This is a genomic window from Streptomyces sp. M41(2017) (assembly GCF_002078175.1).
GTDB lineage: Bacteria > Actinomycetota > Actinomycetes > Streptomycetales > Streptomycetaceae > Streptomyces.
On sequence record NZ_MWFK01000001.1, the window covers coordinates 2,535,324 to 2,551,239 of the forward strand.

Sequence of the window (15,916 nt, forward strand, 5' to 3'; positions counted from 1 at the left end):
GCTTCCGCCCGCTCCGGGGACGCCCCGTCCGTCACCCGCAGATCACCCTTTGACAAGGGCTTTCGCCCCGGCCCACGAGAAGCGCCGCGCGGGCAGTAGCGTTCCGTGCATGAGACTCGGTGTCCTCGACGTGGGTTCGAACACGGTGCATCTGCTGGTGGTGGACGCCCACCCCGGCGCCCGCCCGCTGCCCGCGCATTCGCACAAGGCCGATCTGCGGCTCGCCCAACTGCTCGACGAGAGCGGGGCGATCGGCCCCGAGGGCGTCGACAAACTGATCGAAACGGTCCAGGGCGCCCTGGAGGCCGCCGAGGACAAGGGCGTCGAGGCCCTGCTCCCGTTCGCCACGTCGGCCGTGCGCGAGGCGAGCAACGCCGACGAGGTCCTCGCGCGCGTGCAGACCGAGACCGGGGTCGAGCTGCAGGTGCTCACCGGTGCCGAGGAGGCCCGGCTCACCTTTCTCGCCGCCCGCCGCTGGTTCGGCTGGTCCGCGGGCAAGCTCCTCGTCCTGGACATCGGCGGGGGCTCCCTGGAGATCGCGTACGGCATCGACGAGGAGCCCGACGCGGCGGTGTCGCTGCCGCTCGGCGCGGGCCGGCTGACGGCGGGCTGGCTGCCCACCGACCCGGCGGACCCGGCGGACGTCCGGGCCCTGCGCCGTCACGTGCGCGCCCAGATCGCCCGGACCGTCGGCGAGTTCAGCCGCTTCGGGGCTCCCGACCACGTGGTCGCCACGTCCAAGACGTTCAAGCAGCTCGCCCGCCTCACCGGCGCGGCACGCTCCGCCGACGGCCTGTACGTCCAGCGCGAACTGAAGCGCCGCTCCCTGGAGGACTGGGTCCCCCGCCTCACCGCCATGACCGCCGAGGAACGGGCCGAACTCCCCGGCGTCTCCCCGGGCCGCGCCGGCCAACTCCTCGCCGGCGCCCTGGTCGCCGAGGGTGCCATGGACCTCTTCGGCGTGGAAACAGTGGAAATCTGCCCCTGGGCCCTACGCGAGGGAGTGATCCTCCGCCGCCTGGACCAGATGGAGTCCGAGTAGCCCTCCGGGGCCGGGTGCCGGAAGACGGGACTGGGCGGGGACGGACTTCAAGGGGCGCGGGGAACGGCGCGATGAGCCACAGGCGACGGGCACCGGGGTACGGGGGCCGGTGGCCACGGCGGGTGGCTCGGTGACGCCGGGTGCTGGGAAACGGGGTGGGGCGGAGTCGGGGCCCAAGGGGCGCGGGGAACTGCGCGACCGGCCACAAGCGACCCGCACCCGGAGACACGCACCTGCACCCCCCACCGCGTGGCCTCCCCCACAATTCCCCGGAGACGAGCCTCACAGCCCCCCGGACCGACGGGACGTCGCACCCGGACCCGGGGGAGACGAGAACCCCCAGGCAGGAGCCCAACCACCCGCGCCCCGGGGACCGATCACCCCGCCCCGGAGAGCGCCCGGGCGCCCCCGCCGACCCCCACCCACACCCCGTAGGCACCCCGTACGCTGTCCCTCGTGGCAGAACCAGTCGTGCGGATCCCGGATGCGAAGGTCGCGCTGTCCACGGCGTCCGTGTACCCGGAGTCGACGGCGACGGCCTTCGAGATCGCCGCGCGCCTCGGCTACGACGGTGTCGAGGTCATGGTGTGGACCGACCCGGTCAGCCAGGACATCGACGCCCTGCGCCGGCTCAGCGACCACCACCGGATGCCGATCCTCGCCGTCCACGCCCCGTGCCTCCTGATCACGCAGCGCGTGTGGTCCACCGACCCGTGGACCAAGCTCCAGCGCGCGAAGGCCGCCGCCGAGAAGCTCGGCGCGAGCACCGTCGTGGTGCACCCCCCGTTCCGCTGGCAGCGCCAGTACGCCCGCGACTTCGTCACCGGAATCTGGCGGATGGCCGACGAGACGGACGTCCGGTTCGCCGTCGAGAACATGTACCCGTGGCGGTACCGCGACCGCGAGATGCTCGCGTACGCCCCCGACTGGGACGTGACGAAGGACGACTACCGGCACTTCACGATCGACCTCAGCCACACCGCGACCGCCCGCACGGACGCCCTCGACATGATCGGCCGCATGGGCGACCGCCTCGGTCACGTGCACCTCGCGGACGGCAACGGCTCCGGCAAGGACGAGCACCTGGTCCCCGGCCGCGGCACCCAGCCCTGCGCCGAGCTGCTCGACCAGCTCGCCCAGTCCGCCTTCGACGGCCACGTCGTCATCGAGGTCAACACCCGTCGCGCCATGTCCAGCGCCGAGCGCGAGGCCGACCTGGCGGAGGCGCTGGCCTTCACCCGGCTCCACCTCGCGTCCGCCGTGCAGGTGCCCCGCAGGTGAAGGCCCCCCGCAGGTGACGGACGCAGCCCCCCGCCGCGGCCGGGGACGCCCCAGCCGTACGCAGACGGAGGCGGGCCCGGCCGCCCGCGACCGCATCCTCGACGCGGCCCGCGAGGAGTTCTCCGAGCGCGGGTACGAGAAGACGTCGGTCCGCGGCATCGCCAAGACCGCCGGTGTGGACTCAGCACTCGTCCACCACTACTTCGGCACCAAGGAACAGGTCTTCGAGGCGGCCGTCGAGGGAGCCATGGCCCCCGCGCTCGGCGCCCCCGACATGATCGTGGAGGGCCCGCTCGACGACGTGGGCGAACGCCTGACCCGCTTCTTCTTCGGCGTCTGGGAGAACCCCACGAGCCGCACGCCGCTGCTCGCGATCGTCCGCTCCGCGGTGAACAACGACACCGCGGCCGCCGTCTTCCGCCGGCTGGTCGCCGCACAGCTGCTGCGCCGGATCGCGGCCCGGCTCGACACCCCCGACGCGGAACTGCGCGCCGAGCTGGCGGCGGCCCAGCTGGTCGGGGTCGCGATGCTCCGCTACGTGATCAAGGTCGAGCCCCTGGCGTCCGCGGACGTCGAGCGCATCGTGGCGGGCGTGGCTCCCGTGGTCCAGGGACACCTGACGAACCCATGAGCGAGCGGCCCGGCGTACGGTGCGGAGCCGGGCTCTCGCACCCGCGCTGACCTGGGCGTACACCCCGTGGCGGTGGCCGCTGGGCGAGACGGATGTTCCGGGATGCGGACACCCTGTCCGGATCCTGGAGCACCGGCGTAGGCTCGACGTCAGTCATAACTCTCCTCATGCCTCCCCGAAGGAGCGAGCGACGATGCCCGATCTGAGGTCCCGCACAGTCACCCACGGCCGCAACATGGCGGGCGCACGTGCCCTGATGCGCGCCTCCGGTGTACCGGGCGCGGACATCGGACGGAAGCCGATCATCGCGGTCGCCAACTCCTTCACGGAGTTCGTGCCGGGCCACACCCACCTCCAGCCCGTCGGCCGGATCGTCAGCGAGGCCATCACGGCGGCCGGCGGCATCGCCCGCGAGTTCAACACCATCGCCGTCGACGACGGCATCGCGATGGGCCACGGCGGGATGCTGTACTCGCTGCCCTCCCGCGACCTGATCGCGGACTCGGTGGAGTACATGGTCGAGGCGCACTGCGCCGACGCCCTGATCTGCATCTCGAACTGCGACAAGATCACCCCCGGCATGCTGATGGCGGCCCTGCGCCTGAACATCCCGACGGTCTTCGTCTCCGGCGGCCCCATGGAGTCCGGCCGCGCCACCCTGGTCGACGGCACGGTCCGCACGCTCGACCTGGTCGACGCGATCTCCGACGCCGTGAACGACAAGATCTCGGACGAGGACATCCTCCGTATCGAGGAGAACGCCTGTCCGACCTGCGGTTCCTGTTCGGGCATGTTCACCGCCAACTCCATGAACTGCCTGACCGAGGCCATCGGCCTGAGCCTGCCGGGCAACGGTTCGGTCCTCGCCACGCACACCGCCCGCAAGGGTCTGTACGAGGACGCGGCCCGCACGGTCGTCGACATCACGCGCCGCTACTACGACCAGGACGACGAGTCGGTCCTGCCGCGCAATGTCGCCACCCACGCCGCCTTCGAGAACGCCATGGCGCTCGACATCGCGATGGGCGGCTCCACCAACACGATCCTGCACCTGCTGGCCGCCGCCCAGGAGGCCGGCGTCCCGTTCGGTCTGGACGAGATCAACGAGGTCTCGCGCCGGGTGCCGTGCCTCGCCAAGGTCGCCCCGAACGTCGCGAAGGACCGCACGTACTACATGGAGGACGTGCACCGCGCCGGCGGCATCCCCGCCCTCCTCGGCGAGCTGCACCGCGCGGGCCTGCTGAACGAGGACGTGCACTCGGTGCACAGCTCGTCGCTCTCCGACTGGCTGAAGACCTGGGACGTGCGCGCCGGCTCCCCGTCCCCCGAGGCGATCGAGCTGTGGCACGCGGCCCCCGGCTGCGTCCGCTCCTCCGAGGCCTTCTCCCAGTCCGAGCGCTGGGAGGCGCTCGACCAGGACGCCGAGAACGGCTGCATCCGCTCCGCCGAGCACGCCTACTCCCAGGACGGCGGCCTCGCGGTCCTCAAGGGCAACCTGGCGGTCGACGGCTGCGTCGTGAAGACGGCCGGTGTCGACGAGTCCATCTGGACGTTCGAGGGTCCGGCCGTCGTCTGCGAGTCGCAGGAGGAGGCCGTCGACAAGATCCTCAAGAAGGAGATCACGCACGGCGACGTCGTGGTCATCCGCTACGAGGGTCCCAAGGGCGGCCCGGGTATGCAGGAGATGCTGTACCCGACCTCGTTCCTCAAGGGCCGCGGCCTCGGCAAGACCTGCGCCCTGATCACCGACGGCCGCTTCTCCGGCGGCACTTCGGGCCTGTCCATCGGGCACGCCTCCCCGGAGGCCGCGTCCGGCGGCACGATCGCCGTCGTCCGTGACGGCGACCGCATCCGCATCGACATCCCGAACCGCTCGATCGAACTCCTCGTCTCCGAAGAGGAGTTGGCCGCCCGCCACGAGGCCCTGAACGGCGCCTACGCCCCCGTGAACCGCGAGCGCAAGGTGTCCGCCGCACTGCGTGCCTACGCCGCGATGGCGACGAGCGCGGACAAGGGCGCGGTCCGGGACGTCTCGAAGCTGGGCTGAACACCGGCCCGAACACCGGCCTGAAGACAGCGAAGGGGGCCGCTCCTGCCGGAGCGGCCCCCTTCGGCCGTCACCACCCCGAGGGATCCCGCGCGTCGACGGCGAAGAGGAAGCCGTCGGGCGAGGTGGCGTAGATCTTGTCGCGGGCGGGGAGGGGGGCGGGGAGCAGCCCGACGCGTGAGCCCCGCTGGTCACCCAGACGGGCCCGGGTCTGTCCGAGCAGGACGCCCCGATCGGTGTCGACCGCGATGAGACGCCCGTCCACCGCGCTGAGGTAGAGGCGATGGCCCGACACGACCGGCGCCGACGCCTTGCTGACGGACGTCTCCACCCGCCACAGCTGCTTCGAGGTCCGGGTGTCCACGGCGACCAGCGAACCGTCGCTCCCCAACAGGTAGGCCACGTCTCCCCGGAGCACCGTCTGGGCCTGCGCCTGTGGGATGCGCAGTACGGTGCGGCGGAGCGCCCGCGCCGCCACGTCGTAGCGCAGGACGGCGTTCGTGTACTGATCGACGGTGGCCGAGGTGAACCAGACGGCCCCGTCCCGGGCGGCCACCAGGTCCAGCGCCCCCTCCACCCGGCGCTGCCACTTCACGTCTCCGGTCTCCGGGTCCACCGCGGTCACCTGGGTCTCCGACCCGGAGGACGGTGCCACCGCGTAGGCGGTCCCGTCCCCGTACGTGTGGAACTGCGGCACGGCCAGCCCCGGGATCGCGTGGCGCCACTTCTCCTCGCCGGTGGCGGCGTCCAGGGCGGTGACCCGGGAGTCGGAGCCGCTGAGCAGGACGACGCCGCCCACGTGGGCCACACCGCCGGAGTAGCGCGAGACATCGCGACTCCAGCGCGTCGAACCGGTCGCGGGATCCAGCGCGGTCAGGCGCTGCCCGTTGCCGCTGCCGACCAGCAGGAGTCCGCCGGAGAGAACCGGAGCCGAAGTGGCGTAGGCACTCGCCTCCCCCGGGTCGCTGCGGGACCACAGGACCTTGCCGTCGTCCGGATCGATCCTGGCGGCCAGGACACCGGGCCGGACGCAGAACAGCGCCTTCGGCGCGTCCGTGCACTGCGGCTGCCCCTTGGCTTTCGCGCCGGCGGCGCCGAGATCGAGCTCCCACGGCCGGAAGACGTTCCGCGGTGTCGCCGCCGTCTCCTCCTTCGCGGCAGGGTCGTGCGGGTGTCCATGAAGGCCGAGGACGCCCAGCCCGCCGACAGTCAGGGCCGCGACGGCGACCGCCACGGTCGCGGGCAGACGCCACCGCCTGCCGGACCCCTTCCGCCCGGCCGTGTGGGTCGGGTCCTCGGAACCCTCAGGACGCTCCGGCACCGCACTCCGGACCGCGAACGCAGGCCTCTCCGACTCCCCGTTCCCGGTGCGTTGTTCGGGTATGAACGCCCGGGTGTCGTACGACGCGGAGACCGAGCGCAGCGCCGTCATCAGCTCGTCCGGCGTGGGCCGGTCCTCCGGCTCCTTGGCGAGGCAGCGCGCGACCAGACCGACCAGATCGTCCGGGACGCCTGTCAAGTCCGGCTCGTCGTGCACGACCTGATACGCGACCAGATAAGGACTGTCCGAATCGAAGGGCCCGCTCCCGGTGGCGGCGTGCACGATCAGCGAACCGAGGGCGAACACGTCGGCGGCCGGCCCCACATGCCGTGGCTTGCGGAACTGCTCCGGCGCCATGAACGGCGGCGTGCCGATCAACTTGCCGGTCTCGGTGCGAAGTTCACTGTCCGCCGGGCGGGAGATGCCGAAATCGATGACTTTCGGGCCGTCGTCGGCCAGTAGGACGTTGCTCGGCTTGAGGTCGCGGTGGACGACTCCGGCACGATGGATGTCCCGCAACGCCTCGGCGAGCCCTGCCATCAGATGGCGCAGCCGTGCCGACGACAGTGCGCCGTTCCGCTTCACGTGCTCGGCAAGGGTCGGCCCCGGGATGAACAGGGTTGCCATCCACGGGTTCTCGGCCTCGGGATCGGCGTCGACCACGGGCGCGGTGAAGGCACCGCTGACCCGGCGGGCGGCCGTGACCTCCTGACGGAACCGCCCCCGGAACTCGGGGTCCTGGGCGAGCGCGGCGTGGACGACCTTGACGGCGAGCCTCAACCCGGAGGCGGAGCGCGCCAGATGCACGATGCCCATGCCACCGGAGCCGAGTTCCGCCTCCAGCAGGTACTGCCCGGCATAGCGCGGTTGTTCCGCTTCCGGGTCCGTACCGGTGCTGCGCTGTGGCGGCATCACTCACCCCCGTGGGTTCGACCGCATGCGCGACGCGCAGAGCCTAGTCGATCCCGCGTACGAAACATCGGCGGCTTGCTAGCCTCGGCGCGCAGCCTGATTTTGGCGTGAACCAATCAACGGGGGAGATCGATATGGCCACGGAAGACCTTGCTCTCACAGACTCGACCGAAGCGGCGGAAGCCGAGCCGCTGACCGCCCAGGCGCTCCGCACCTACCCCCTCGCACCGGGTCACACCGTCAACGTCAGAAGCGGCCCGGGCACCCACTTCAGCATCGTCCGCACCCTGTCGGCGGGTTCGCGTATCCCGATCTACTGCCAGTGCCCGGGGGAGTCCGTCACCGGCCCCTACGGCGTGAGCAAGATCTGGGACAACATCTCCAACGGCCAGTTCGTGTCGGACGCGTACGTACAGACGGGCAGCGACGGCTATGTCGCCCCGAAGTGCTCCTGACGTCTTACGAAGGGAACCGACTGTGAAGATCGTGTCCGGCAGACAGGGGATGCTGGTGGGCGGGCTCGCCGCCACGCTCCTGGCCGTGGCGGGAACCATGTCCCAGGCGGCGGCGGTCACCAGGACGTATCCGCTCGCGCCCGGTGCCAGCGTCAATGTCCGCAGCGGGCCCGGCACGCACTACCCGGTCGTCCGCACGATCCCGGCGGGCCAGAGCGTCCCGATCCGCTGCCAGTGCCAGGGGGAGTCCGTCAGCGGCTACTACGGCACGTCGACCATCTGGGACAACATCGCCAACGCCCAGTTCGTCTCGGACGCCTACGTGCACACCGGCAGCGACGGCTACGTCGCCCCGAAGTGCTCCTGACCCGCACGACCGCACGACCGCACGACCGCACCAGGGCCCCGCGGCACCCACCGCGCACGGAGCCGGGGCGATAATCGTCGGGTGAGCGACAAGACGACGACCCCCGGAACCGCGACCGGCACCCCCGCGGGGCCCCTGCCCGAGCCCCTGCGTTTCTTCGGGACGACATGGGTGGAGCACGATGGCGGCTACGCCGGCCGGCGCGCCGGTGTGGCCGTCGGCTCGCTCGCCGCGGCCGTGGCCGCCTGTTTCGTGCTCCGCTTCGCCTACCAGGGCCTGGCCATCGCCGACGTCGGCACGCCCGTGACGGTGATGGTCGTCGTGATGTTCGCGGTGTGCAGCGCCCTCGCGTTCCGTCACACCTGGGACTCGTTCGCCAAGCGCCCCGACCCCGACCGCCAGGCCTCCCTCCGGGGGCTCCTCGCCATCGGCTTCGTCGGCTCCCTGCTCGCGTACTGCTTCCGCGCCCTCACCGAGGCCCCCGGCGAGCGGCTGAACCGTGAGGAGTACGAGACGGCGAAGGAGCAGTACGCCCGCCGTACCACCCGCCGCACCGGCAACCCGTCGAAGGCGAAGAAGAGCCGCAAGGCCTGACCGGTCCCGCTCTCCCTCCTGCGAAACCCCCTACTCAACCCTCCGCCCCGCCAGCGATCATGACCCCATGACGGCTTCCTCCTCTCCTTCCGCCTCCGGCCCCGAGCCCGCCCCGCACGCCACCCGAGCGCACTCCTTCAACGCGGCGGCGGCCCAGTACGCGGCGAACCGTCCCTCGTACCCGCCCGCCCTCTTCGACGCCGTCGAGGAACTCGCGGGCAGGACCCTGGCCGGCGCCAAGGTCGCCGACGTCGGTGCGGGGACCGGTATCTCGACCGTCCTGCTGCACGACCGCGGTGCCGACGTCCTCGCCGTGGAACCGGGCCCGGGCATGGCCGCCGAGTTCCGCCGCGTCCACCCCCGCCTTCCGATCGTGCGGGGCAGCGGCGACGCCCTCCCCCTCGCGGACGCGTCCGTGGACTTCCTGACGTACGCCCAGTCCTGGCACTGGACCGACCCGGACCGTTCCGTCCCGGAGGCGCTGCGGGTGCTGCGGCCCGGCGGTGCCCTGGCCCTGTGGTGGAACACCGAGGCGCTCGACGTGCCATGGATCGAGGCGGCCGCCCGGCGCATCGAGCGCTTCCTCGGTATCGACCCGGTGGTCGAGAAGAACGGCAGCGGCGCCCGTGCCGCCCACTCCCTCAGCGCCGACCCCGGTGGCCGCCTGTCCTTCGACCGGAGGCGGGTCCGCTGGAGCCGCCGCGTCCCGCTCGACACGCACCTCGCCAACATCGGCAGCCACTCGGCGTTTCTCGTCCTGGGCGAGGAGGCCACCGCGGCGTTCTTCGCGGAGGAGCGCGAGCACCTCCTCCTGACATTCCCCGACGAGATCGTCGAGGAGACCTACGTCGTGGAACTCCTGGTCGCGACCCACTCGTAGACCCCGGTGCGGCGGCCCACCCCCAAGGCCGCCGCACCGACCACGGCCTCCGTGAGCACACCAGCGCCCGGCCTCCGCCTGCCCTCCCCGTGAGCACGCCAGTGCCCGGCCTCCGCCTGCCTCCGTGGGCACGCCGGTGCCCGGGGTCCTCGCCCTCACTCCCCGCGGCCGGGACCGGCACCCCCTGGCGGCGACAGCCCCGGGGCGTCGTGCAGTCGCGCCTCCCGGGACGCCCTCCTCGCACGGGCCGCGCCGCGCGGCACCGGACCGTCGGCCCGAAGCGGCCCTGCGCTCCCGGCTCTTGACCGGTCTGCCGCACAGGAGCAATATTCATCGAGTGATGATTATTTAGGTGCCGGACACCTGGCACGCCATCTCTGCATGCAGACTCCGCATCCGACCCCGACCCCCGGGAACGCCCGTGTCCTCACCCCAGCCCGCCGTCCGCGCCGAAGGTCTCACCGTTCTGCGCGGCCCCCGTACCGTCCTGCGCGGCCTCGACTTCACGGTTCCGCGCGGCCGGATCACCGGGCTGCTCGGCCCCTCCGGCTGTGGCAAGTCGACGCTGATGCGCGCGACCGTCGGCACCCAGGCCAAGGTCACCGGGACGCTCGAAGTGCTCGGCAGCCCCGCCGGCGACCCCACGCTCCGCTCCCGCATCGGCTACGTCACCCAGGCCCCGTCCGTCTACGACGACCTGACCGTCCGCCAGAACCTCGACTACTTCGCCGCGATCCTCGACCCCGGCCGGGCCGCCGCCGAACGCCGGCGCACCGACGTCACCCGCGCCATCACCGACGTGGACCTCACCTCGCACGCCGATGCACTGGCCGGCAACCTCTCCGGTGGCCAGCGCAACCGCGTCTCCCTCGCCGTCGCCCTGCTCGGCGCCCCCGAACTCCTCGTGCTCGACGAACCCACCGTCGGACTCGACCCGGTCCTGCGCCGCGAGCTGTGGAACCTCTTCCACGGCATCGCCGAAGAGCGCGACGCCACCCTCCTCATCTCCTCCCACGTGATGGACGAGGCCGAGCGCTGCCACCGGCTCCTGCTCATGCGCGAGGGCGAGATCCTCGCCGACGACACCCCGGACGCGCTGCGCGAGAGGACCGGGTCCGACACCGTCGAGGCCGCCTTCCTCACCCTCGTGGACGAGGCCGCCGCCACCGACCCCCGCGAGGAGACCGCCCGATGAGCCCCGCCCAGCCCACCGCGGCCACGACCGCCGAGACCCCCGACGCCTCCCCGCACGAGCCCGCACCCGGCCCGCGCGCCGCCGCCCGCCCGAGCGCGCTCACCGTCACCCGCACCACCGCCACCGCGAGCCGCGTCCTGCGCCAGCTCCGGCACGACCCGCGCACCATCGCGCTGATGATCCTGGTCCCCTGCGTGATGCTGTTCCTGCTCCGCTACGTGTTCGACGGCAGCCCGCGGACCTTCGACTCCATCGGCGCGTCCCTGCTCGGCATCTTCCCGCTGATCACGATGTTCCTGGTGACCTCCATCGCGACCCTGCGCGAACGCACCTCCGGCACGCTCGAACGCCTCCTCGCGCTGCCCCTCGGCAAGGGCGACCTGATCGCGGGTTACGCCCTCGCCTTCGGTACGGTCGCCGTCGTCCAGTCCGCCCTGGCCACCGGCCTCGCCGTCTGGGTCCTCGGCCTCGACGTCACCGGCTCGCCCTGGCTGCTCCTGCTCGTCGCCCTGCTCGACGCGCTCCTCGGAACCGCCCTCGGCCTCTTCGTCTCGGCGTTCGCCGCATCCGAGTTCCAGGCCGTCCAGTTCATGCCGGCCGTGATCTTCCCCCAGCTCCTCCTCTGCGGCCTGTTCACCCCGCGCTCCGCCATGCACCCCGCCCTGGAGGCCGTCTCCGACGTGCTCCCGATGTCGTACGCGGTCGACGGCATGAACGAGGTCCTCAAGCACACCGACACGACCGCGACCTTCGTACGCGACATCCTGATCGTCGCCGGCAGCGCCCTGCTGGTCCTGTTCCTCGGCGCGGCCACCCTCCGCCGCCGTACGTCCTAGCCGCCCGCGCCCCGTCCGAGCCCCTCCGCGCCCGTCCGCCCACCGGACAACCCGCCCGCGCCCATGACCCCGGTGGGAGGATGAACACGGACGACCCAACCCTCGGAGGGCACCCGCAACCATGGTCCAGAAAGTCGCAGTCCTCGGCACCGGCAAGATCGGCGAAGCCCTGCTCAGCGGAATGATCCGAGCGGGCTGGGCCCCCACCGACCTCCTGGTCACCACCCGCCGCCCGGAGCGGGCGAAGGAACTCCAGGAGCGCCACGGCGTCACCCCGGTCACCAACGCGGAAGCGGCCAAGACCGCCGACACCCTGATCCTGACCGTCAAGCCGCAGGACATGGGCACCCTTCTGGACGAGCTCGCGCCGCACATCCCCGCCGACCGCCTGATCATCAGCGGCGCGGCCGGCATCCCCACCTCGTTCTTCGAGGAGCGCCTGGCCGCCGGGACGCCCGTCGTCCGGGTCATGACGAACACCCCCGCCCTCGTCGACGAGGCCATGTCCGTCATCTCCGCCGGCAGCCACGCCACGCCCGAGCACGTGGCCTACGCCGAGGAGATCTTCGGAGCCGTCGGCAAGACGCTCCTCGTCCCCGAGTCGCAGCAGGACGCCTGCACGGCCTTGTCCGGCTCCGGACCGGCGTACTTCTTCTACCTCGTCGAGGCCATGACGGACGCGGGCATCCTGCTCGGCCTGCCCCGCGACAAGGCCCACGAACTGATCGTCCAGTCCGCGATCGGCGCCGCCGTGATGCTCCGCGACAGCGGGGAGCACCCGGTCAAGCTCCGGGAGAACGTCACGTCCCCCGCGGGCACCACGATCAACGCGATCCGCGAACTCGAGAACCACGGCGTCCGCGCCGCCCTCATCGCCGCCCTCGAAGCGGCCCGCGACCGCAGCCGCGAACTGGCCTCCGGCAACAGCTGACCGAGCCGGCCGCCTTCGGTACCCGCGACCGGGTGCCGAAGGCGCGCTCCCGGCACTCCTCAGTCCGCCGCCGGCAGCAACCCGATCGCCCGGTACGCCGCGTCGACCGTCGGCCGCGCCTTCTCCCTGGCCCGCGCCGCGCCGTCCCGCAGCACCCGTTCGACCTCGGCGGGATCGGCACACAGCTCCTTGTGCCGTTCCTGCACCGGCCTGAGCAGCTCGACCACGGCGTCGGCGGTGTCCTTCTTCAGAGCGCCGTACGACGTGTACCGACCGCTCAGCTCCTCGGGATCCCCGCCCTCACAGGCGGCGAGGATCTCCAGCAGGTTCGAGACCCCCGGCCGCTCCTCCCGGTCGTACGCGACCTCGGTGCCGCTGTCGGTCACGGCCCGCGCGACCTTCCTCCGTACGGCGTCGGGCTCGTCCAGCAGATAGACGACCCCCGGTCCCACGTCGTCGCTCTTGCCCATCTTCGACGTCGGCTCCTGAAGGTTCATGACCCGCGCCGCCACCTCCGGCCGGGTGGCCCGGGGCACCACGAACGTGTGCCCGTACCGCTGGTTGAACCGCACCGCCAGATCCCGGGTCAGCTCCACGTGCTGCGTCTGGTCGTCCCCGACCGGCACCTCGTCGGCCCCGTACGCCAGGATGTCCGCCGCCATCAGCACGGGATACGTCAGCAACGACAGCCGAACGCTCCCACCCCGCGCCCGCTCCCGCGCGGCCTTCTCCTTGTACTGGATCATCCGCCGCATCTCCCCGTCCGTCGCGACGCACTCCAGCAGATACGACAGCCGCGCGTGTTCGTCGACATGACTCTGGACGAACACGGTGCACACCTCGGGATCCAGCCCCGACGCCAGCAACAACGTCGCCGCCTGCCTGCTGAGTCTGAGCACCCGCGCCGGATCGTGGTCCACGGTCAGCGCGTGCAGGTCGACGATGCAGAACAGCGCGTCGGCCCGGTGCTGGTCCACCTCGGCCCACCGCCGCACGGCTCCCAGGTAGTTCCCCAGCGTCAGATGCCCGGTCGGCTTGACCCCACTGAAGATCCGCGTCATCTCTCCACCTCCTGATCGAGGCCGCCGCACCCACCGGCCGGCTCCCAGGAGGGAGACACAAAAACGGCCGCCGAGAGCGGCGGCCGTTGAGTACCTACGTGCGTACGGCCGCCGTCAGGCGGCCCACCACAGCTGGGTGCACGTACGCGTAGTCATGGGTGCCACAGTACGCCCCGGGAGGCCCCTCCGGACCGGAGTTGACACGCCCCCACCCCGTACGTAGTGTTCTCCGAGTTGTCCGACGTGAGCGCCGACCCCGGTCGGTCCCCGGACAGCCATTCCGCACCACCATCCAACGATCGACGACTCGTCGTCCGCTCGTTTTCATGCGTGTTTGCGAAATGAGGATTCCGCGTTCGAAAGGGCGCCACCCCGATTAGCTCGGGAGCCAGGAATCCGCTAATGTCTCACTCGTCGGAACGGCCCAACAGCCGCGAGGACAAGCCCCGCTGACTGGGGGTCAGGCCCGAAAGGATCTGATAGAGTCGGACTCGCCGGAAAGGGAAACGCGAAAGCGAAAACCTGGAAAGCGCCGAGGAAATCGGATACGGAAACGGTCTGATAGAGTCGGAAACGCAAGACCGAAGGGAAGCGCCCGGAGGAAAGCCCGAGAGGGTGAGTACAAAGGAAGCGTCCGTTCCTTGAGAACTCAACAGCGTGCCAAAAATCAACGCCAGATATGTTGATACCCCGTCTCCGGCCGTTCGGCCGGGACGAGGTTCCTTTGAAAAAGTCCTGCCCCTCGGGGTAGGCGCACAGCGAGGACGCTGTGAACGACCGGTCCTATTCCGACCGGTTGTTCCGCTCTCGTGGTGTCGTCCCGATTACGGGAAAACATTCACGGAGAGTTTGATCCTGGCTCAGGACGAACGCTGGCGGCGTGCTTAACACATGCAAGTCGAACGATGAAGCCCTTCGGGGTGGATTAGTGGCGAACGGGTGAGTAACACGTGGGCAATCTGCCCTTCACTCTGGGACAAGCCCTGGAAACGGGGTCTAATACCGGATAACACTCCTGCCTGCATGGGTGGGGGTTAAAAGCTCCGGCGGTGAAGGATGAGCCCGCGGCCTATCAGCTTGTTGGTGAGGTAGTGGCTCACCAAGGCGACGACGGGTAGCCGGCCTGAGAGGGCGACCGGCCACACTGGGACTGAGACACGGCCCAGACTCCTACGGGAGGCAGCAGTGGGGAATATTGCACAATGGGCGAAAGCCTGATGCAGCGACGCCGCGTGAGGGATGACGGCCTTCGGGTTGTAAACCTCTTTCAGCAGGGAAGAAGCGAAAGTGACGGTACCTGCAGAAGAAGCGCCGGCTAACTACGTGCCAGCAGCCGCGGTAATACGTAGGGCGCAAGCGTTGTCCGGAATTATTGGGCGTAAAGAGCTCGTAGGCGGCTTGTCACGTCGGTTGTGAAAGCCCGGGGCTTAACCCCGGGTCTGCAGTCGATACGGGCAGGCTAGAGTGTGGTAGGGGAGATCGGAATTCCTGGTGTAGCGGTGAAATGCGCAGATATCAGGAGGAACACCGGTGGCGAAGGCGGATCTCTGGGCCATTACTGACGCTGAGGAGCGAAAGCGTGGGGAGCGAACAGGATTAGATACCCTGGTAGTCCACGCCGTAAACGGTGGGAACTAGGTGTTGGCGACATTCCACGTCGTCGGTGCCGCAGCTAACGCATTAAGTTCCCCGCCTGGGGAGTACGGCCGCAAGGCTAAAACTCAAAGGAATTGACGGGGGCCCGCACAAGCAGCGGAGCATGTGGCTTAATTCGACGCAACGCGAAGAACCTTACCAAGGCTTGACATACACCGGAAAGCATTAGAGATAGTGCCCCCCTTGTGGTCGGTGTACAGGTGGTGCATGGCTGTCGTCAGCTCGTGTCGTGAGATGTTGGGTTAAGTCCCGCAACGAGCGCAACCCTTGTTCTGTGTTGCCAGCATGCCCTTCGGGGTGATGGGGACTCACAGGAGACTGCCGGGGTCAACTCGGAGGAAGGTGGGGACGACGTCAAGTCATCATGCCCCTTATGTCTTGGGCTGCACACGTGCTACAATGGCAGGTACAAAGAGCTGCGAAGCCGTGAGGCGGAGCGAATCTCAAAAAGCCTGTCTCAGTTCGGATTGGGGTCTGCAACTCGACCCCATGAAGTCGGAGTTGCTAGTAATCGCAGATCAGCATTGCTGCGGTGAATACGTTCCCGGGCCTTGTACACACCGCCCGTCACGTCACGAAAGTCGGTAACACCCGAAGCCGGTGGCCCAACCCCTTGTGGGAGGGAGCTGTCGAAGGTGGGACTGGCGATTGGGACGAAGTCGTAACAAGGTAGCCGTACCGGAAGGTGCGGCTGGATCACCTCCTTT

At 70.1% G+C, this 15,916-nt stretch carries 13 protein-coding genes and 1 rRNA gene; 12 read left to right on the forward strand and 2 right to left on the reverse strand.

The annotated features are described in order from the left end of the window. The first annotated feature begins 109 nt into the window (after positions 1-109). The 4 genes from B0675_RS11090 to ilvD all read left to right on the forward strand — a co-directional run bounded on the left by B0675_RS11090 (position 110) and on the right by ilvD (position 5,001). Positions 110-1,042, forward strand: a complete 933-nt coding sequence (locus B0675_RS11090) for a Ppx/GppA phosphatase family protein (RefSeq protein WP_081218650.1) — start codon at positions 110-112, stop codon at positions 1,040-1,042. Between the two features lie 456 nt (positions 1,043-1,498). After that, the gene (locus B0675_RS11095) at positions 1,499-2,323 is read left to right on the forward strand and encodes a sugar phosphate isomerase/epimerase (protein WP_081218651.1); all 825 of its coding nucleotides are present in this window, start codon (positions 1,499-1,501) and stop codon (positions 2,321-2,323) included. A gap of 13 nt (positions 2,324-2,336) precedes the next feature. Beyond that, positions 2,337-2,954: a TetR family transcriptional regulator gene (locus B0675_RS11100; RefSeq protein WP_081218652.1), complete on the forward strand. Its 618-nt coding sequence runs from the start codon at positions 2,337-2,339 to the stop codon at positions 2,952-2,954. 193 nt (positions 2,955-3,147) lie between these two features. Beyond that, complete coding sequence (gene ilvD, locus B0675_RS11105) at positions 3,148-5,001, forward strand: dihydroxy-acid dehydratase (protein WP_081218653.1); 1,854 nt, start codon at positions 3,148-3,150, stop codon at positions 4,999-5,001. Positions 5,002-5,071: 70 nt separating this feature from the next. Here the strand turns inward: ilvD and B0675_RS11110 are convergent, their stop codons facing one another. Then, entirely contained in the window at positions 5,072-7,234 is a 2,163-nt protein-coding gene (locus B0675_RS11110) for a serine/threonine-protein kinase (protein WP_081218654.1), read from the reverse strand. Positions 7,235-7,368: 134 nt separating this feature from the next. Here B0675_RS11110 and B0675_RS11115 point away from each other — a divergent pair, with 134 nt between their 5' ends. The 7 genes from B0675_RS11115 to proC all read left to right on the forward strand — a co-directional run bounded on the left by B0675_RS11115 (position 7,369) and on the right by proC (position 12,492). Further along, positions 7,369-7,689, forward strand: a complete 321-nt coding sequence (locus tag B0675_RS11115; RefSeq protein WP_081218655.1) for a peptidase — start codon at positions 7,369-7,371, stop codon at positions 7,687-7,689. Positions 7,690-7,786: 97 nt separating this feature from the next. Continuing rightward, positions 7,787-8,056: an SH3 domain-containing protein gene (locus tag B0675_RS11120; RefSeq protein WP_241539926.1), complete on the forward strand. Its 270-nt coding sequence runs from the start codon at positions 7,787-7,789 to the stop codon at positions 8,054-8,056. An 81-nt stretch (positions 8,057-8,137) separates the two neighbouring features. Then, a complete protein-coding gene (locus tag B0675_RS11125) occupies positions 8,138-8,650 on the forward strand; it encodes a hypothetical protein (protein WP_081218656.1) in 513 nt (170 codons plus the stop codon). A gap of 67 nt (positions 8,651-8,717) precedes the next feature. Further along, entirely contained in the window at positions 8,718-9,530 is an 813-nt protein-coding gene (locus B0675_RS11130; RefSeq protein WP_081218657.1) for a class I SAM-dependent methyltransferase, read from the forward strand. A 421-nt stretch (positions 9,531-9,951) separates the two neighbouring features. Further along, entirely contained in the window at positions 9,952-10,725 is a 774-nt protein-coding gene (locus tag B0675_RS11135; RefSeq protein WP_241539754.1) for an ABC transporter ATP-binding protein, read from the forward strand. Beyond that, positions 10,722-11,561 carry an ABC transporter permease gene (locus tag B0675_RS11140; RefSeq protein WP_081218658.1) on the forward strand — a complete coding sequence of 280 codons (840 nt, stop codon included), beginning with the start codon at positions 10,722-10,724 and terminating at the stop codon, positions 11,559-11,561. Before B0675_RS11135 ends, B0675_RS11140 begins: the two co-directional genes overlap by 4 nt. A gap of 121 nt (positions 11,562-11,682) precedes the next feature. Continuing rightward, entirely contained in the window at positions 11,683-12,492 is an 810-nt protein-coding gene (proC, locus tag B0675_RS11145) for a pyrroline-5-carboxylate reductase (RefSeq protein WP_081218659.1), read from the forward strand. A 59-nt stretch (positions 12,493-12,551) separates the two neighbouring features. Here the strand turns inward: proC and trpS are convergent, their stop codons facing one another. Further along, positions 12,552-13,553, reverse strand: coding sequence for a tryptophan--tRNA ligase (gene trpS, locus B0675_RS11150; protein ID WP_081218660.1), 1,002 nt, complete (start codon positions 13,551-13,553; stop codon positions 12,552-12,554). A gap of 837 nt (positions 13,554-14,390) precedes the next feature. Here trpS and B0675_RS11160 point away from each other — a divergent pair. Then, a 16S ribosomal RNA gene (locus tag B0675_RS11160) occupies positions 14,391-15,916 on the forward strand.

What these genes read in the sequence shown, in the direction of transcription:
- B0675_RS11090 (WP_081218650.1), top strand. Translation starts at nt 110, where the DNA reads ATGAGACTCGGTGTCCTCGACGTGGGTTCGAACACGGTGCATCTGCTG.
- ilvD (WP_081218653.1), top strand. Translation starts at nt 3,148, where the DNA reads ATGCCCGATCTGAGGTCCCGCACAGTCACCCACGGCCGCAACATGGCG.
- B0675_RS11110 (WP_081218654.1), bottom strand. Translation starts at nt 7,234, where the DNA reads ATGCCGCCACAGCGCAGCACCGGTACGGACCCGGAAGCGGAACAACCG.
- B0675_RS11115 (WP_081218655.1), top strand. Translation starts at nt 7,369, where the DNA reads ATGGCCACGGAAGACCTTGCTCTCACAGACTCGACCGAAGCGGCGGAA.
- B0675_RS11120 (WP_241539926.1), top strand. Translation starts at nt 7,787, where the DNA reads ATGTCCCAGGCGGCGGCGGTCACCAGGACGTATCCGCTCGCGCCCGGT.
- B0675_RS11130 (WP_081218657.1), top strand. Translation starts at nt 8,718, where the DNA reads ATGACGGCTTCCTCCTCTCCTTCCGCCTCCGGCCCCGAGCCCGCCCCG.
- B0675_RS11140 (WP_081218658.1), top strand. Translation starts at nt 10,722, where the DNA reads ATGAGCCCCGCCCAGCCCACCGCGGCCACGACCGCCGAGACCCCCGAC.
- proC (WP_081218659.1), top strand. Translation starts at nt 11,683, where the DNA reads ATGGTCCAGAAAGTCGCAGTCCTCGGCACCGGCAAGATCGGCGAAGCC.
- trpS (WP_081218660.1), bottom strand. Translation starts at nt 13,553, where the DNA reads ATGACGCGGATCTTCAGTGGGGTCAAGCCGACCGGGCATCTGACGCTG.